Below are 14,091 nucleotides of genomic sequence, written 5' to 3'. Positions count from 1 at the left end.
GCGCCACGGTGCCACACGGCCTTCAGCGCATCGATGGCGCTGGCGACGACACGGCGGCTGGGGCGGCCATCGGTCGCGGCGACCAGACCCACGCCACAGGCGTCGCCTTCCATTTCGGGGTGATACATGCCCTCGGCTGCGATGCGTGCGCGCTCTTCGGGGCTGGCCATGAACTGTGTCTGTTCGGTCATCATTCGCTCCCTTCACCGGCCCGGCTGTCATTCAGCTCATCGGCCTTTACGCCCAGCAACCGGGCCAGCTTGTCCTTTTCCGCCTTCGAAAGGTCGGCCATCTTGCGCGCCGGCGGCAGGCCGTCGGTGGCTTTCTTTGCGCTGGCGACCAGATCGGGCATCTTCTTCATCATTTGCGGCATCAGCGTCTGCATTTCGCGCATGATGTCCGGGTCCATCATCATCGTCATATATTCCGTCGCGAACCGGTTGCCGGTCGGCGTCTGGAAAAAGGCGTTGATCTCACCCAGCTGCTTCACATCGAACTTGCGCGCGTAGGCGCGGGTCAGCGCGTCGCGGACATTGGGTTCGAACCCGTCCATCATGTCCGCCATGGCGCCCATCATCGCATCCATGCCCAGCTTCGTGCGCTCGCGGAAATGCGGGTCGACGATGGCGCTGACTTCTTCCATCGACGCTTCGCTCATGTCGCTCAGGCTGTCTTCGGGCACGCCAGCAATGCGGGCGATCTGGGCGATCGGCATCTTCATCATGCCGCCCATCATCGCATCCATCATCTTGGACATGTTTTCGCCCATCAGCCTTTTATAGGTGCCGACAGGAAATAGTTTCTGCACGACCGGGGCAGCCGCCGCCACGCGGGCAGGGTCGGATGCGGCAGGAGTAGGCGCGACAGGAGCATCCGCCTGCACATGGGCGACCGGCATCGCCGCAATCAGCGCCAGCGTGGCAAGGCCGGATCGAAGGATGCGCTTCACGCCACGACCCTTTCGCCGGCCGCAGCCTTTGCCTTGGCCTTCAGATAACGGTGCATATGGTCGGTCACGTCACGGCCGTCGCGGATCGCCCAGACGACCAGACTTGCGCCGCGCACGATGTCGCCAGCGGCGAACACGCCGTCAACGCTGGTCATCATCGTCTTATGATCGACGCGCAACGTGCCCCAGCGGGTGACCGACAGGTCTTCGCTGCCGAATAGGCGGGGCAGTTCTTCGGGGTCATAGCCCAGCGCCTTGATCACCAGATCCGCTTCCAGCGTATGTTCGCTGCCCGGATCGGGTTCCGGCGCGCGGCGGCCCGATGCGTCGGGCTGGCCCAGACGCATCTTCGTGACCTTGACGCCGGTGACATGGTCGGTGCCTTCGAACGCGATCGGCGCGGTCAGCCAGACGAATTCGACGCCTTCTTCCTCCGCATTGGCGACTTCGCGCTGCGACCCCGGCATATTGTCGCGGTCGCGGCGATAGAGGCACTTTACGGACTTGGCGCCCTGACGGATCGCCGTGCGAACGCAGTCCATGGCGGTGTCGCCACCGCCGATGACGACGACATTCTTGCCCGTCGCCAGCAATGTGCCGTCCTCATGTTCGGGCACGGCATCGCCGAACCCGGCCTTGTTGGAGGCGGTCAGATAATCGAGCGCTTTCACGACGCCCGGCGCGCCCACGCCCGGTGCGCGAATGTCGCGGGGCTTGTAGACGCCGGTCGCGATCAGGACGGCGTCATGCTTGTCGCGCAGCTGTCCCAGCGTGGCGTCGCGGCCGACTTCGAAACTTTCGTGGAAGACGATTCCGCCGTCCTTCAGACGCTGGATGCGGCGCATGACCACATCCTTTTCCAGCTTGAAGCCGGGAATGCCATAGGTCAGCAGCCCACCCGCGCGGTCGTGCCGGTCATAGACATGGACGTCATAGCCGGCGACGCGCAGATATTCGGCGGTGGTGAGACCCGCCGGACCAGCACCGATGACGCCGACCGACTGGCCGTTCGGCGCGCCGGGGACCAGCGGTTCGACCCAGCCTTCCTTCCACGCGGTGTCGGTGATGTATTTTTCGACCGAACCGATGGTGACGGAGCCATGGCCGGAAAATTCGATGACGCAATTGCCTTCGCACAGGCGATCCTGCGGGCAGATGCGGCCGCAGATTTCCGGCATGGTGCTGGTCAGGTTGGACAGTTCATAGGCTTCGCGCAGCCGCCCTTCAGCGGTCAGGCGCAGCCAGTCGGGGATATGATTGTGCAGCGGGCAGTGGGTCGAACAATAAGGGACGCCGCATTGCGAACAACGCGATGCCTGTTCCTCCGCCTTGCCCAGAATGAAGGACTTGCTGATTTCCAGGAAATCGTCGGCGCGATCATCGGCTGCGCGCTTTTCTGGATAGGCCTGTGCCTTACCCACAAATTTCAGCATCGGATTGTCGCCCATGATCCTGCTTCCCTGACTATGTTGCTGAAGCGCACATAGCAGCAAAACCCGCGAAGTCACGGGGATTCTTGCAATTAGGTCAGTTTATCTGACCAATTATAAGGTGTTTTTTGCAATATTTGCGAAACGTTCGCAAATATTGGTGCGATATAAGGTCCGATCCGGAACTATCTTACGGCCAGCCAGAGGAGGGCGGTGGTCCCGGCGATGATTCGATACCAAGCAAAAGGCGCGAACCCATGTTTCGACACCAGCCCCACAAACCATTTGATGACCAGCAGCGCGACGATGAACGATACGAAGAACCCCAGCGCGATGCTGTCCCAACCGACGGCGGCACTGGTGATCTGATCGCCCTTTTTCAGCAGTTCCAGCGTGGTCGCACCCAACATGGTAGGGATGGCAAGGAAGAAGCTGAACTCCGCTGCGGTGCGCCGTTCCACCCCAAGGGTCAGCGCCCCCATGATCGTCGCGCCCGACCGGCTGACGCCGGGAATCATCGCGATGCACTGGATCAGGCCGATCCCCAGCACACGAACGACGGGTATGTCGGCAATGCCGTGAAACCGCTGTTCCTTGATCATCCGTTCGATGATCAGGATGCCCACGCCGCCCGCGATCAGCGCCCATGCGACGACCTGCGGCGAACCGAGGAGGATTTCGACATAGTCATGCAGGGCAAGGCCGATCACCGCAGCAGGGATGAAAGCGATCACCAGATTGCGCAGGAAGCGCCAGCTGACCGGTTCGCGCCGGATAAGGCCCATCGCCACCGCCCAGAATGTGCGCCAGTACAGCACCACGACCGCCAGAATTGCGCCCAGCTGAATGACGACGTTGAACATCGCCCAGACCGATGAATCATAGCCCAGCAGTTCGCTGGCAAGGATCAGGTGACCGGTCGAGGATACCGGCAGAAATTCGGTCAGCCCCTCCACGATGCCCAGCAGGATGACGGTCAGATAATGCAGGTCCATGGGTGATCCCTAGGTACGTGACATAAAAAATCCTCCCCGGATGCGGGGAGGAGTGAGAGGGGCGGGCAAGAGGTCGACTTCTGCCCCGCCTGCTTCATGGCTGGATCAGGCGCTCGCCCGACCGGCAAAGCGGCCATGGCGACGATAGCGGACCATCCATTTGCCGGCGACCGCGCCCATCGGGGTTGCAGCAACGCCCAGCGCGTCCAGCCCCTGCGATCCGGCCGAAGCCACGTTGTCGCGGCCGAGCATGGCGAGCTGATCGCGGGTGATCGGGCCGCCGGGCAGGAGTGCCAGCAGCGATGCGATGGCGCTGGGCACTTCGACGACGGGCTTGTCGCGACCGATGGCTTTGGCGATCCAGAGGTTGACCTCCTTCATGCTCATCACCTGCGGTCCGGCGACTTCGTAGGTCTTGCCACCATGGACGCCGGGCGTTTCGGCGGCGTTGGCGATCGCCTGTGCCACGTCGGCGACATAGACTGGCTGGAATTTCGTATCCGCGCCGATCATGGGGATGATGGGTGCCGATCCGATGATCTGGGCGAAGCGGTTGAGGAACTGATCCTCCGCGCCAAAGATGATCGACGGGCGGATGATCGTTGCGGTCGGGAAGGCGGCCTTAACCGCTGCCTCGCCCGCCGCTTTCGATCGGCCATAGGCCGACGGGCTGCCTGCATCCGCGCCGATGGCGGAGATATGGACCAGCGCCTTCACGCCTGCCGCCGTCGCGGCCTTTGCCACATTGGCGGCGCCTTCATGATGGAAGGCGTCGAAATCGCCGTTCAGCACGCCGACCAGATTGATGACGACGTCACTGCCTGCAATGGCGCGTTCGACCGTGATCGGCTTGCGGATGTCGGCGCCCACAAACTGGCTCTGGCCCAGATTGCCCAGCGCCTTCACCTTGACCGCGACGGCCAGATCGCGCTGCGCGATGCGCACGCGTGCGCCCCGCGCCATCAGCGCCTGCGCGACCTGACGGCCCAGAAAGCCGCCGCCGCCGAAGATCGTAACCAGACTGTCCTTCATCACGCGCGTCCCATATGTTTCAACCAAGGGGAATGACTCTGCCCAACCCCTTGCAACAGGTGCCGGTCGCTGACAACTGTGTTTTGTTTTTCGCCTGATGCGAGCCGTTGGCGGTTCCGGTCGACATCATCATGCTTTAACCGATCCAGCTCCGCAGATCGGCCAGCATCCACAGACCCAGCGCCAGAAACAGCAACGCTGCGCCGACCTGAAGCGCGCGCATCGGCACTTTTTTCGCCAGCGCTTCGCCGAACAGGACGGCGGGTACATTAGCGAGCATCATGCCCAGCGTCGTGCCCATGGTGACGGCCGCCAGATTGTCGAAACGCGCGCCCAGGGCGACGGTCGCTACCTGCGTCTTGTCGCCCATTTCGACCAGAAAGAAGGCAATGAGGGTCGTCACGAAAACGCCCGCTTTCGATGGAACCTTGAGCGGCGCATCCTCATCGATCTTGTCGGGTACCAGCGTCCATGCGGCCATGGCGACGAAGGAAAGGGCGACCGCGTAGCGAAACCAGTCCTGCGTCAGCACGCCCGCGATGGAATGACCGACAAGGGCCGCCAGAAAATGATTGGCGATGGTCGCGGCGAATATGCCCATGATGACCGGCACCGGCTTTCGAAACCGGGTGGCGAGCAGCATGGCGAGCAACTGGGTCTTGTCTCCCATTTCGGCGAGCGCGACCAGCGCAGCGGAGGTGAAGAGGGCATCCATGTCAAAACTATCCGGGGCCGGGCAAGGATGGACGACACAATGCCATCGTCGCTTTCCGCCCGGCCGGACAGGAAAACGCCGATGCCATTGGTCTCGCCCGATGCGGATTTCGATCCGCATCCCATACGCCATGGCCTCTCGACCAAATATGTTGACGCATGGCCCGTTCCCACGGAACGGCTGGCTACTCCCCAGATGACGCGCTAGCCTCTAGGCCGAACCGATAGGGAAAGCAAGCCATGGCGGATGGAGATCAGGCGGCGGTCGAAGATTTTCTGGCGCGGGTCGAACCGGCCGAGCGGCAGGCGGATGGTCGTATCGCCGTGGCGATGATGGCGCGCCTTTCGGGCGAACCGCCGCGCATGTGGGGACCGAGCATCATCGGATTTGGCCGCTATCATTATCGTTACGACAGCGGGCGTGAAGGGGAGAGTTGCCGCGTCGGCTTTTCCCCGCGCAAGGCGGAACTGGTCTTGTACCTCGCCGGGCTGGAGGATGCGGACTTCACCCCGCTTGGCAAGCATAGAAGGGGCAAGGGCTGCCTGTATATCAAGCGCCTGGCGCAGGTCGATATGGCGGTGTTGGAGTCGCTGATCGTCCGGAGTCTTGCCCATATGGACAGGACATATCCACGATGAAGCCATGGTTGACGGCCATCGCCATGATGATGCTGGCCGCGTCTCCTGCCGGGGCGCGGGGCATGGAGGATGCCACGATAGAGACGCTGTCGGCCGACATGGCGGCAGGGCGTATCAGCAGCGAGAAGGCGGTGCGGGCCTATCTGAAGCGGATCGCAGTAATGGACCGCAGGGGGCCGCGGCTGAACAGCATCATCGCCATCAACCCGCGCGCCATTGCCGAGGCGCGAGCGTTGGACGCGGAACGGCGTGCGGGCAGGCTGCGCGGGCCTCTCCATGGCGTGCCGATCCTGCTGAAGGACAATATCGAGGCTGCGGGCATGCCGACGACCGCCGGATCGCTGGCGCTGGCCCGCAACGACCAGAACAGGGATTCACCGGTCGCAGCGTCGCTGCGCGCGAAAGGCGCCGTCATCCTTGGCAAGACGAACCTGAGCGAATGGGCCAATTTCCGGTCGGAACGGTCGCTTAGCGGATGGAGCGCGGTCGGCGGCCTTACACGCAATCCCTATGCGCTGGATCGCACGACCTGCGGATCGTCCAGCGGATCGGGCGCGGCGGTCGCGGCCGGTTTCGCACCCGCCGCGATCGGCAGCGAAACCAACGGGTCGATCATCTGCCCGTCATCGATGACCGGACTGGTGGGGTTGAAACCGACCATCGGCCTGATCCCGCGAACCCATATCGTGCCGATCAGCCATAGTCAGGATACGGCGGGGCCGATGGCGCACCGGGTTCGCGATGTCGCGCTTCTGCTGTCGGCGCTGATCGCCAGCGATCCGGCCGATCCGACAACCGCCGATGCCATGGCCCATGCGAAGGATTATGCAGCCGCCCTCAACCCGGCAAAGATCGCGACGATGCGGATCGGCGTGCTGCGCGGCGGCGCGCAGCCGGAATTGCTGGCCCGGTACGAAGCGGCGCTGGCGGTGTTGAAGGGGCTGGGCGCAACTTTGGTGGAGGTGAAGAAGCCACCGATGGAAGGCATGTCTGCGGCAAGCTATGAGGTGCTGCAATATGAGTTCAAGGCGGATCTGAACGCCTATCTGGCATCGACCCGGTCCGATCAGGTGGGCGCGCGTACGCTCGAAGCGCTGATCGCATTCGATGCGGCGCATGCGGACGAAGAAATGCCCTTGTTCGGGCAGGACATCTTTATCGCGTCGCAGGCGAAGGGCGGGCTGGACGATCCTGCCTATCGCACGGCGCGGGAAAAGTCGTTGCGGCTTGCGGGACGGCAAGGGATCGATGCGATGTTGCAGGATTATCGCGTCGATATGCTGGTAACGATCAGCTATGGCCCGGCCTGGCCGTCGGATACGGTATGGGGTGATCAATATGAAGGGCCGGGTGGCGCCACCGGACCCGCCGCCATTGCTGGCTATCCGCATTTGACCGTGCCGATGGGGCTGGTGCGCGGCTTGCCCGTGGGGTTGAGCTTCATCGGTTCGGCCTATGGCGAACAGGCGCTGCTGGACGCGGGGCTGGCCTATGAACAGGCGGCGAAGATCGCCATCAAGCCCGATTTCCGCCCGACCGTCGATGCGGGGCCGGAACTGGAGGGGGGCGGCGCAGCCTTAAAACAGTAGCGATCTGGAGGATCGCTTAAGGTTCGCCCTTGCTTTCCTGCATCCGGCGTTCGGCGAACCATCTGGCCATCATCTGTGCGAAACAGCCGCTATTCGATCCGCCAATCGCGGAACAGCCCATGGGCCCGGCGTTGCGCTGGGTTTCTTCCATCGTCGCAACTTGACTGCCCCAGCCGGGGCCACCCGCGACGGCGGGCTTTTCACGCAGTTTCTTGGGAATGCGATATCGTTCGGATTCAGGCCGCCGGGCGCAGACGACGATTTCGTCGCCCTTGCTTTCCGGACAGGCATCATCGCCATAGACGGTGAGGTTGATGATCCGGTCTGGCGGCGGTTCGGGCTGTGCCACGACCGTTGCTGGCAGCAGCATCAGGCCGATCAGAGGTGGCAGGGCGTATCGACGCATGGAAACAGTCCTTCAAACCCCTGTCGTTGCCTAACGTGCCCATGGCCGGCGATTGCCTGTCAGGGACGCCGCCCGCGCCCCTTTGCCGTCATTTCTGCGGCTGCTGCGGTTTGGCCTGCGGTTGCTCGGCCGCCTTTTCCGCGGCTTCCTCAGCCTTTACCCGCGCTTCGATCGCTTCGCTGTCCGCGTCGATGGTGGACAGGCGCTTGGATCGTTCGGCCTCGACCAGATCCTTCCAACTGGCATTGTCGAGTGCCTGCCGTTCCGCCTTGGCAAGGCGCGACAGTTGCGCGAAACAACCGGTCGCGCCGCCGCTGCCCACCGGGGAACAGCTTTCGGTGCCCTGACGGCCGACATATTCCATCGATCGGACGCGTTCTCCCCACGCCTGTTTGCTCGGCTCGTTGGGGTTGCCGCGCAGTGGTTCGGGAATGCGGTATCGGTCCTTTTCTTCCTTGCGCGCGCAGACGACGATGTCGTCGCCCTGGCTTTGCGGGCAGGCATCGTCGCCATAGACGATGACGATATTGACCTTTTCGGTATCGGCCGGGCCAGCGGCCTCCTGCGCCATGGCGGGGACGGATGCGCCCAGCATCATCAGTGCTGCGATCATCGGGGTCTTCATCATCGGTCGTCCTCGTTCAGAAACGCTTCGAAAGCGCGATGGCCGCGCGGCATCCCAATCGGATGGCGCCCGACAATAGCGGATAGGCTGGCGCCTGTTCGGCTCCATGCGCCAAAGCGGCTTCACGATGTTCCACCTCTTCCGCCTGAAAATCCGCAATGGCGGTGGAGAGTTCCGGGTCTTCTTGACCCAGAGCCTCCAGCTGATCCGCATAATGTTTGTCGATTTCGGTTTCGACGGCGGCGGTGCAGGCCATGGCGGCCTTTGGCCCCATGGCGGCGGTCACCGCGCCGAGTGCGAAACCGGCGACGTTCCAGAAGGGCGCAAGGATGGTCGGGCGCACGCCGCGCCGGGCGATCATCGCGTCAAAGGCGTCGCGATGCCGTTCTTCCTGCGCGGCCATGCCCGCGATCAGACGGCCATAGGGATGGCGATCGCCCATCACCGCCAGCTGCCCGGCATAGATGCGCACGGCGCCAAATTCGCCCGCCTGATCGATCCGCACCATGGAAGCCCGGTCGGCATCGCTCAACCTTTTGCCGGGGCGGGGGAAATCCTTAGGCGCGTTCATGCCTTCCTCGCTTTCAGGAGCAGGGTCAAGATGGCGAGTGCGGCCGCCCCGGACAAGAGGCCGTTATAGCCAGCCATGGAAATGCCCAGCATTTTCCAGGCGGCGACGTCGCAGCGCGTGATCGGGCTGGCCATGATCTGACTGAGCATGTCCGCCGCGCTGCCGCCGGTGGGTGCGGTGGAACAGGTGGTCAGCCCTTCCCACCAGCCATATTCGACCCCGGCATGGAACAGGCCGATCAGGCCGCTGATGCCGACCGCGATACCGGCAAAGCCCGCAAACAAGCCGCTGATACAGGCCTGGCCGCGTGTAGCATAAGCGACCAGCGCCAGCGGGATCGCCGCCATATGGGCATAGCGTTGCCACCAGCACATTTCGCAGGGGTGAAGCCCGCCCAGATATTGAAAGGCATAGGCGCCAGCGAGCATGACGACCGGCACGGCCAGCGCCAGTGCAAGCGCCTTTGCAAGGGAAGGGGACAGGCTGTTCATCATGCCCGCTTAAACCCTTGCCATGCTTTCGTCATGCTGAACTTGCAGGGGTTTAACCCCAAAGCGGACGATTATTTAGCGCCCGGCTTTCGCGCCGTCGCGGCTTTGGGCGTTTGCGCCTGTGCGATGGTTGCGCCGGGCGTGCTGGCAAGGCGGGAAATGGTTTTCAGCGCATAGTCGAGCTGGAAATCCTCTATCCCCTTTTTCTTGAGGTCTTCGGCCGACATGGCGAAGCGCGGATCGTCCTTTACATCCTCTTCCAGCGCCTTGTCGTCGGTCTTGATCTCGTTGATCAGGTGGCGGCGCAGGTCGCTTTCGCGGAATTTGGGCCGGTTCTTGTAATCGGGGTCAGACAGCTGGGGCACGCGGATGTCTGGCTGAATGCCGCCATACTGAACGCTGCGGCCCGATGGCGTGTAATAGCGCGCGGTGGTGAGTTTCAGCGCGGTCGTGCTGCTGAGCGGCAGCATGGTCTGCACGCTGCCCTTGCCGAAGCTGCGTTCGCCCATCACCAGCGCGCGGTGCTGATCCTGGAGCGCGCCAGCCACGATTTCGGACGCCGACGCGGAACCCGCGTCCACCAGCACGATAACCGGCAGACCTTTCGCATCGTCGCCGGGCTTCGCATAATAGCGTTCGACGTCGCCCTTCGCCCGGCCGCGCTGCGACACGATTTCTCCGCGTTCGAGGAAGGTGTCGCTGACCGTCACCGCTTCGTCCAGCAGACCGCCGGGGTTGGAGCGCAGGTCGAGGATATAGCCGGTGGGCTTATGCCCCAGGCTCTTGTCGATGCTGCGGATCGCCGAACGGACGTCGGCGCCGGTATTGGCCGAGAAGCTGACGATGTTGATGACGCCGATATTATTTTTCACTTCCCATTTGACGGGCTTGAGCTGAATGATTTCCCGCGTCAGGGTGAGTTCGATCGGCTTGTCGCGGCCGGTGCGGACCAGCGTCAGCTTCAGGCTGGTGCCCGGCGCGCCGCGCATCTTTTCCACCGCTTCGTCCAGCGTGCCACCATAGATGAGCTGGCCGTCGATATGGGTGATATAGTCGCCCGCCTTGATGCCCGCGCGCCATGCCGGGGTATCCTGCGTCGGGGCGATCACCTTGACCGCGCCATCTTCCTGCGTGACCGACAGGCCAAGGCCGCCATAGCTGCCCTCCGTCTGGGTTTTCAGGTTCTGGAAATCGCGCGCGTCGAGGAAGCTGGAATGCGGGTCGAGGCTGGCCAGCATGCCGTCGATCGCGCCCTTGATCAGCTTTTCGTCGTCGACCTTTTCCACATAGTCGCTGCGCACCTTCTGGAACACGTCCATGAATTCATCGAGCGCCTTGTAGCTCGATGCTTCCCCGTCGGCGAGCGCGGCGGTGGTGGCGGGGATGAGCGCAAGCGCACCAAGCGCGACGGCGCCCTGGAGGAAGGTGGATTTCATGGCTGTCCTGGGAGTGTGCATCAGGGGTCCGATATAGGATGATTCGCGCGTCAACGCAAAAGCTCGCTTCGACCAATGTCGCGCAGCGTCGATGAGCGTCGCGTTAATGACGCGGTCAGCCAGGAGCGTCGGTTCATGACGCGGTTAGCCAAGCCCCACCAGCGGCACGATGTCCACCGGGCGACCGTTGCGGCGCAGTTCGACGGTGACGCTGGCGCGGCCCGCGCCGGTGACGCCGACGGGATCGCCCTGTCGCACGGCGTCGCCCACCTGCGCGGTGACTCGGTGCAGGCCGGTGATGAGCGTGGTCCAGCCCTGCCCATGGTCGATGATCAGGATCTGGCCATAATCGCGATAGGGACCGGCAAAGGCGATGCGCCCGGCGGTTGGCGCGATCGCCTGTGCGCCCGGCTGGGTGACGAGGGTCAGGCCGCGGGAACGGACGCCGCCGTCATTGACTTCGCCCATGCCGGTGACCAGCTGGCCGATGACGGGCAGGCGATAGGGGGGCGGACCTGAATCGGCGGGATCGCGATCGGGGGCGGGGGCGGCGGCCTGATCCGGGCGTGCGGGTCGCAACAGCGGGCCGGACAGCGCAGCGAGCCGATCGCGCAGGTCGCCTGCTTCCTCCAGCCGGTCCATCAGGTCAACAATGTCGCGCGCCCGTTCGCCCAGCGCCAGCGCCCGTTCGCTTTCCAGCCCCGCATTGGCGCGATAGTCGCGCGCGGCGACGCGCTTTTGCGCTTCCAGCGCGGCGAGCGCGGTCTGGCGATCCTTGCGGTCGGTCTGGGCTTTGGTGAGGGCGTCGGCAGCCTGCTGCGCCGTGGCGCGCAGCGCGCGGCTCCTGTCCAGTTCCTGCCGCAGGCCAGCGGTCCGCTGTTCGATGACGGGCAGCACCTGTCCCAGTACGGCGCGCATATGGACGGCGTCTGCCACCGATCCGGGTTGTACCAGCGCCAGTGTGAGCGGGCGGCGGGCCATCATCTGAAGCGCGGCGGTCAGGCGCACGACGGGTTCCTGACGGGCAGCAAGGCGGGCGGTCTGGGCGCGCTGCATCCGGGCGATAATGGCGATGCGGGCCTGTGCCGCCTGAATATCCGCCTCCGCCTGCTGGATGCGGGCGGCGATCGCAGCGGCGCGGCGGCGGGCCTGTTCGGCGTCGTCGCGGGCGGCGGTCGCCTGTTGTTCGAGGCGCGCGGAACGATCGCGGGCTTCGTCCGACTGGCGCCGCGCATTTTTGAGCGCCTGCTGTTCCTGCGCCAGCGTGGTGCCTGCATTGCCCGACAGGATGATGGCCCCGTCCTGCGCAGCGGGCAGGCGCGTGGCGGCGAGAGCCAACAGCCCCGCCATGCCGCCTGCGATGAGGATGTTGCGCTTCACCCGATGCCCTGTCCCTGTCCGCTCCTGACTAGGCGCAAAGCCAGGCGGATTCTAGCCTTCGCGATGATAGGGGTGATTGGCGAGGATGGAACAGGCGCGCCAGAGCTGTTCGGCCAGCATTGCGCGGGCCATCATGTGCGGCCATGTCATCGCGCCAAAGGCGATCAGCAGGTCTGCGTTGGTCCGTTCCGAATCGTCGAAACCGTCCGCCGCGCCGATCAGGAATCGGCATTCGCGAGTGCCCGCGTCGCGCCAGCCCTCTATTCGGCGGGCAAAATCCATGGAGCCGAGCTGCCTGCCCTTTTCGTCCAGCATCACCGTGACGGTTCCGGGACCGGCGGGAGGCAGTTTGCCGCCCCGGTCGGGCATTTCGGTGATCCTGTGCGGCATGGTCAGCCGTTTGACATAACGGTCGACAAGGTCCGCTTCGGGCGAGCGACCGATCTTTCCGCGCGCGATGATGTGAAGGAGCATGGATCAACCGTCCGTTCGGGCTGAGCGAAGTCGAGGGAGCAGCCGAGCTTGACGAAGGCCACTTCGCTTCGCTCAGTGCGGGGCTTCGACTTCGCTCAGCCTGAACGGGTCTTTATCGTGTCAGGCGTTGCCCGCGACCGGTGCGTCGACAAAGCCCCACATCCGTTCGAGATTGTAAAAGCTGCGCACTTCCGGTTTGAACAGGTGGACGATCACGTCGCCCGCGTCGATCAGCACCCAGTCGGCGACCGGCAGCCCTTCGACCCGCGCGGAACGGCCCGTTTCCTTCTTGATCCGTTCGGCAAGATGCTGGGCCATGGCCGCAACCTGACGCGACGAACGGCCGCTGGCGATCACCATATGGTCGGCGATGCTGCTCTTGCCTTCAAGCGGGATGGAAATGGTTTCCTGCGCCTGGTCGTCGTCGAGCGACTGCATGACGAGGGCATGGAGGGCGGCCACGGAATCGGCACCAAAGGCCGGATCGTTGGCGGGGGCGAGGTTAGACAATGAAACTCCAATCTAGATGACGTACCGACGCGTGAGCGGATCGCGCGCACACGTTGCTTGATATTCGCGATGCCAGAGGGGGTCCGCCTGCCGCAGCAGGGTCGCCGATCTTGGATCAGGGCGAAAGCGCAATAGCACGAGCGCCGGTGGTCTCCAATTCGTCCAGTCTGCACTCTGGCGCGCGGACCGGACGAAGCGCCGCAGCCAGCTCATGGCCGTAGAGCCATGGGCACCCCTATCATAACCCGGACGGGCGATAACGGCAATGGGCATTTGCCGGGCAATGCCACGCCAGTCGCGCCACTGGCTGAATTGCCCCAGATTATCAGCGCCCATCAACCAGATGAAGCGATGGCGCGGATAGTGGCGGGTGAGCGCGCGCAGCGTGTCGACGGTATAGCGCGTGCGCAATTGCCGTTCGATGGCGGTGGCGCGAATCGGAGCGCGGCGGGCGACCCGTTGCGCATGGGCAAGGCGCGCGGGGAGCGGCGCCATGCCCTTCGCCGGTTTTAGCGGATTGCCGGGCGACACGAGCCACCAGACTTCATCGAGATCGAGCGCCTGCCGCGCGAAGAGCGATATGGCGCGGTGCCCGCCATGGGCCGGATTGAAGGAGCCGCCGAGCAGGCCGATGCGTTTCATGTCCGAGCCATGCCAGCCTTGGGCCGGGGCGGCAATGGGTGGCCGGGGGCATGAGGGCCATGGGGGGCGGTGCGGCGGCAATGGGGAGTGGTTTGCTCGCAAAACCGGTGTGGGACGTTTAAAGCATGATCCGATCGGGTTGAGACCGGTCATGCGTCAACCGCCATTTGTTGACCGCATATTGCGAGCCGTCCTCTGTTTCAGATGA

General features: G+C 64.0%; 17 protein-coding genes and 1 riboswitch. Of the genes, 2 read left to right on the top strand and 15 right to left on the bottom strand.

Features of this window, described 5'->3' with window-relative positions:
- The 6 genes from ACOJSJ_RS09545 to ACOJSJ_RS09520 form a co-directional block, all read right to left on the bottom strand.
- On the bottom strand, positions 1-191 hold a 191-nt coding region (locus ACOJSJ_RS09545; protein WP_420144748.1), incomplete at its 3' end, for a hypothetical protein.
- Complete coding sequence (locus ACOJSJ_RS09540) at positions 191-949, bottom strand: DUF2059 domain-containing protein (RefSeq protein WP_420144747.1); 759 nt, start codon at positions 947-949, stop codon at positions 191-193. The genes ACOJSJ_RS09545 and ACOJSJ_RS09540, both read right to left, overlap by 1 nt.
- Positions 946-2,397, bottom strand: coding sequence for an NAD(P)-dependent oxidoreductase (locus ACOJSJ_RS09535; protein WP_420144746.1), 1,452 nt, complete (start codon positions 2,395-2,397; stop codon positions 946-948). Before ACOJSJ_RS09535 ends, ACOJSJ_RS09540 begins: the two co-directional genes overlap by 4 nt.
- 167 nt (positions 2,398-2,564) lie before the next feature.
- Entirely contained in the window at positions 2,565-3,374 is an 810-nt protein-coding gene (locus ACOJSJ_RS09530; protein ID WP_420144745.1) for an undecaprenyl-diphosphate phosphatase, read from the bottom strand.
- A gap of 105 nt (positions 3,375-3,479) precedes the next feature.
- A complete protein-coding gene (locus ACOJSJ_RS09525) occupies positions 3,480-4,406 on the bottom strand; it encodes a complex I NDUFA9 subunit family protein (protein ID WP_420144744.1) in 927 nt (308 codons plus the stop codon).
- 136 nt (positions 4,407-4,542) lie between these two features.
- Positions 4,543-5,121 carry a TMEM165/GDT1 family protein gene (locus ACOJSJ_RS09520; RefSeq protein ID WP_420144743.1) on the bottom strand — a complete coding sequence of 193 codons (579 nt, stop codon included), beginning with the start codon at positions 5,119-5,121 and terminating at the stop codon, positions 4,543-4,545.
- Positions 5,122-5,220: 99 nt separating this feature from the next.
- A riboswitch (yybP-ykoY riboswitch) is annotated at positions 5,221-5,327 on the bottom strand.
- A 33-nt stretch (positions 5,328-5,360) separates the two neighbouring features.
- Here ACOJSJ_RS09520 and ACOJSJ_RS09515 point away from each other — a divergent pair.
- Positions 5,361-5,759: a DUF1801 domain-containing protein gene (locus ACOJSJ_RS09515; protein ID WP_420144742.1), complete on the top strand. Its 399-nt coding sequence runs from the start codon at positions 5,361-5,363 to the stop codon at positions 5,757-5,759.
- Entirely contained in the window at positions 5,756-7,348 is a 1,593-nt protein-coding gene (locus ACOJSJ_RS09510; RefSeq protein ID WP_420144741.1) for an amidase, read from the top strand. The genes ACOJSJ_RS09515 and ACOJSJ_RS09510 overlap by 4 nt, the downstream gene beginning before the upstream one ends.
- A gap of 16 nt (positions 7,349-7,364) precedes the next feature.
- On the opposite strand, the gene ACOJSJ_RS09505 is transcribed toward ACOJSJ_RS09510, so the two are convergent.
- From ACOJSJ_RS09505 to ACOJSJ_RS09465, 9 genes are all read right to left on the bottom strand, one after another.
- Positions 7,365-7,754 (bottom strand): hypothetical protein, encoded by a 390-nt coding sequence (locus tag ACOJSJ_RS09505; protein ID WP_420144740.1) that lies wholly within the window; start codon positions 7,752-7,754, stop codon positions 7,365-7,367.
- Positions 7,755-7,842: 88 nt separating this feature from the next.
- Positions 7,843-8,382, bottom strand: a complete 540-nt coding sequence (locus tag ACOJSJ_RS09500; protein ID WP_420144739.1) for a hypothetical protein — start codon at positions 8,380-8,382, stop codon at positions 7,843-7,845.
- 13 nt (positions 8,383-8,395) lie between these two features.
- A complete protein-coding gene (locus tag ACOJSJ_RS09495) occupies positions 8,396-8,950 on the bottom strand; it encodes a demethoxyubiquinone hydroxylase family protein (RefSeq protein WP_420144738.1) in 555 nt (184 codons plus the stop codon).
- Positions 8,947-9,441 carry a disulfide bond formation protein B gene (locus ACOJSJ_RS09490; protein ID WP_420144752.1) on the bottom strand — a complete coding sequence of 165 codons (495 nt, stop codon included), beginning with the start codon at positions 9,439-9,441 and terminating at the stop codon, positions 8,947-8,949. The genes ACOJSJ_RS09495 and ACOJSJ_RS09490 overlap by 4 nt, the downstream gene beginning before the upstream one ends.
- 71 nt (positions 9,442-9,512) lie before the next feature.
- A complete protein-coding gene (locus tag ACOJSJ_RS09485; RefSeq protein ID WP_420144737.1) occupies positions 9,513-10,877 on the bottom strand; it encodes a S41 family peptidase in 1,365 nt (454 codons plus the stop codon).
- A 144-nt stretch (positions 10,878-11,021) separates the two neighbouring features.
- Positions 11,022-12,227, bottom strand: a complete 1,206-nt coding sequence (locus ACOJSJ_RS09480; RefSeq protein ID WP_420144751.1) for a murein hydrolase activator EnvC family protein — start codon at positions 12,225-12,227, stop codon at positions 11,022-11,024.
- Between the two features lie 81 nt (positions 12,228-12,308).
- Positions 12,309-12,731: a 23S rRNA (pseudouridine(1915)-N(3))-methyltransferase RlmH gene (locus ACOJSJ_RS09475; protein ID WP_420144736.1), complete on the bottom strand. Its 423-nt coding sequence runs from the start codon at positions 12,729-12,731 to the stop codon at positions 12,309-12,311.
- A 120-nt stretch (positions 12,732-12,851) separates the two neighbouring features.
- Positions 12,852-13,169, bottom strand: a complete 318-nt coding sequence (gene rsfS, locus ACOJSJ_RS09470; protein WP_420144750.1) for a ribosome silencing factor — start codon at positions 13,167-13,169, stop codon at positions 12,852-12,854.
- 84 nt (positions 13,170-13,253) lie between these two features.
- Positions 13,254-13,883 (bottom strand): nicotinate-nucleotide adenylyltransferase, encoded by a 630-nt coding sequence (locus ACOJSJ_RS09465; protein WP_420144735.1) that lies wholly within the window; start codon positions 13,881-13,883, stop codon positions 13,254-13,256.
- Positions 13,884-14,091 lie beyond the last annotated feature (208 nt).

It is taken from the genome of Sphingobium sp., assembly GCF_048594625.1.
In the GTDB taxonomy this organism is placed as follows: domain Bacteria; phylum Pseudomonadota; class Alphaproteobacteria; order Sphingomonadales; family Sphingomonadaceae; genus Sphingobium.
Note: the sequence above shows the minus strand (reverse complement) of the source record. Positions and strands in the feature narration are given on the sequence as shown.

Bases quoted from the DNA above. Each gene is read 5' to 3' on its own strand.
- ACOJSJ_RS09535 (WP_420144746.1), bottom strand. From the start codon at position 2,397: ATGGGCGACAATCCGATGCTGAAATTTGTGGGTAAGGCACAGGCCTAT.
- ACOJSJ_RS09530 (WP_420144745.1), bottom strand. From the start codon at position 3,374: ATGGACCTGCATTATCTGACCGTCATCCTGCTGGGCATCGTGGAGGGG.
- ACOJSJ_RS09525 (WP_420144744.1), bottom strand. From the start codon at position 4,406: ATGAAGGACAGTCTGGTTACGATCTTCGGCGGCGGCGGCTTTCTGGGC.
- ACOJSJ_RS09520 (WP_420144743.1), bottom strand. From the start codon at position 5,121: ATGGATGCCCTCTTCACCTCCGCTGCGCTGGTCGCGCTCGCCGAAATG.
- ACOJSJ_RS09515 (WP_420144742.1), top strand. From the start codon at position 5,361: ATGGCGGATGGAGATCAGGCGGCGGTCGAAGATTTTCTGGCGCGGGTC.
- ACOJSJ_RS09510 (WP_420144741.1), top strand. From the start codon at position 5,756: ATGAAGCCATGGTTGACGGCCATCGCCATGATGATGCTGGCCGCGTCT.
- ACOJSJ_RS09505 (WP_420144740.1), bottom strand. From the start codon at position 7,754: ATGCGTCGATACGCCCTGCCACCTCTGATCGGCCTGATGCTGCTGCCA.
- ACOJSJ_RS09500 (WP_420144739.1), bottom strand. From the start codon at position 8,382: ATGATGAAGACCCCGATGATCGCAGCACTGATGATGCTGGGCGCATCC.
- ACOJSJ_RS09495 (WP_420144738.1), bottom strand. From the start codon at position 8,950: ATGAACGCGCCTAAGGATTTCCCCCGCCCCGGCAAAAGGTTGAGCGAT.
- ACOJSJ_RS09490 (WP_420144752.1), bottom strand. From the start codon at position 9,441: ATGAACAGCCTGTCCCCTTCCCTTGCAAAGGCGCTTGCACTGGCGCTG.
- ACOJSJ_RS09485 (WP_420144737.1), bottom strand. From the start codon at position 10,877: ATGAAATCCACCTTCCTCCAGGGCGCCGTCGCGCTTGGTGCGCTTGCG.
- ACOJSJ_RS09480 (WP_420144751.1), bottom strand. From the start codon at position 12,227: ATGGCGGGGCTGTTGGCTCTCGCCGCCACGCGCCTGCCCGCTGCGCAG.
- ACOJSJ_RS09475 (WP_420144736.1), bottom strand. From the start codon at position 12,731: ATGCTCCTTCACATCATCGCGCGCGGAAAGATCGGTCGCTCGCCCGAA.
- rsfS (WP_420144750.1), bottom strand. From the start codon at position 13,169: ATGCAGTCGCTCGACGACGACCAGGCGCAGGAAACCATTTCCATCCCG.
- ACOJSJ_RS09465 (WP_420144735.1), bottom strand. From the start codon at position 13,883: ATGAAACGCATCGGCCTGCTCGGCGGCTCCTTCAATCCGGCCCATGGC.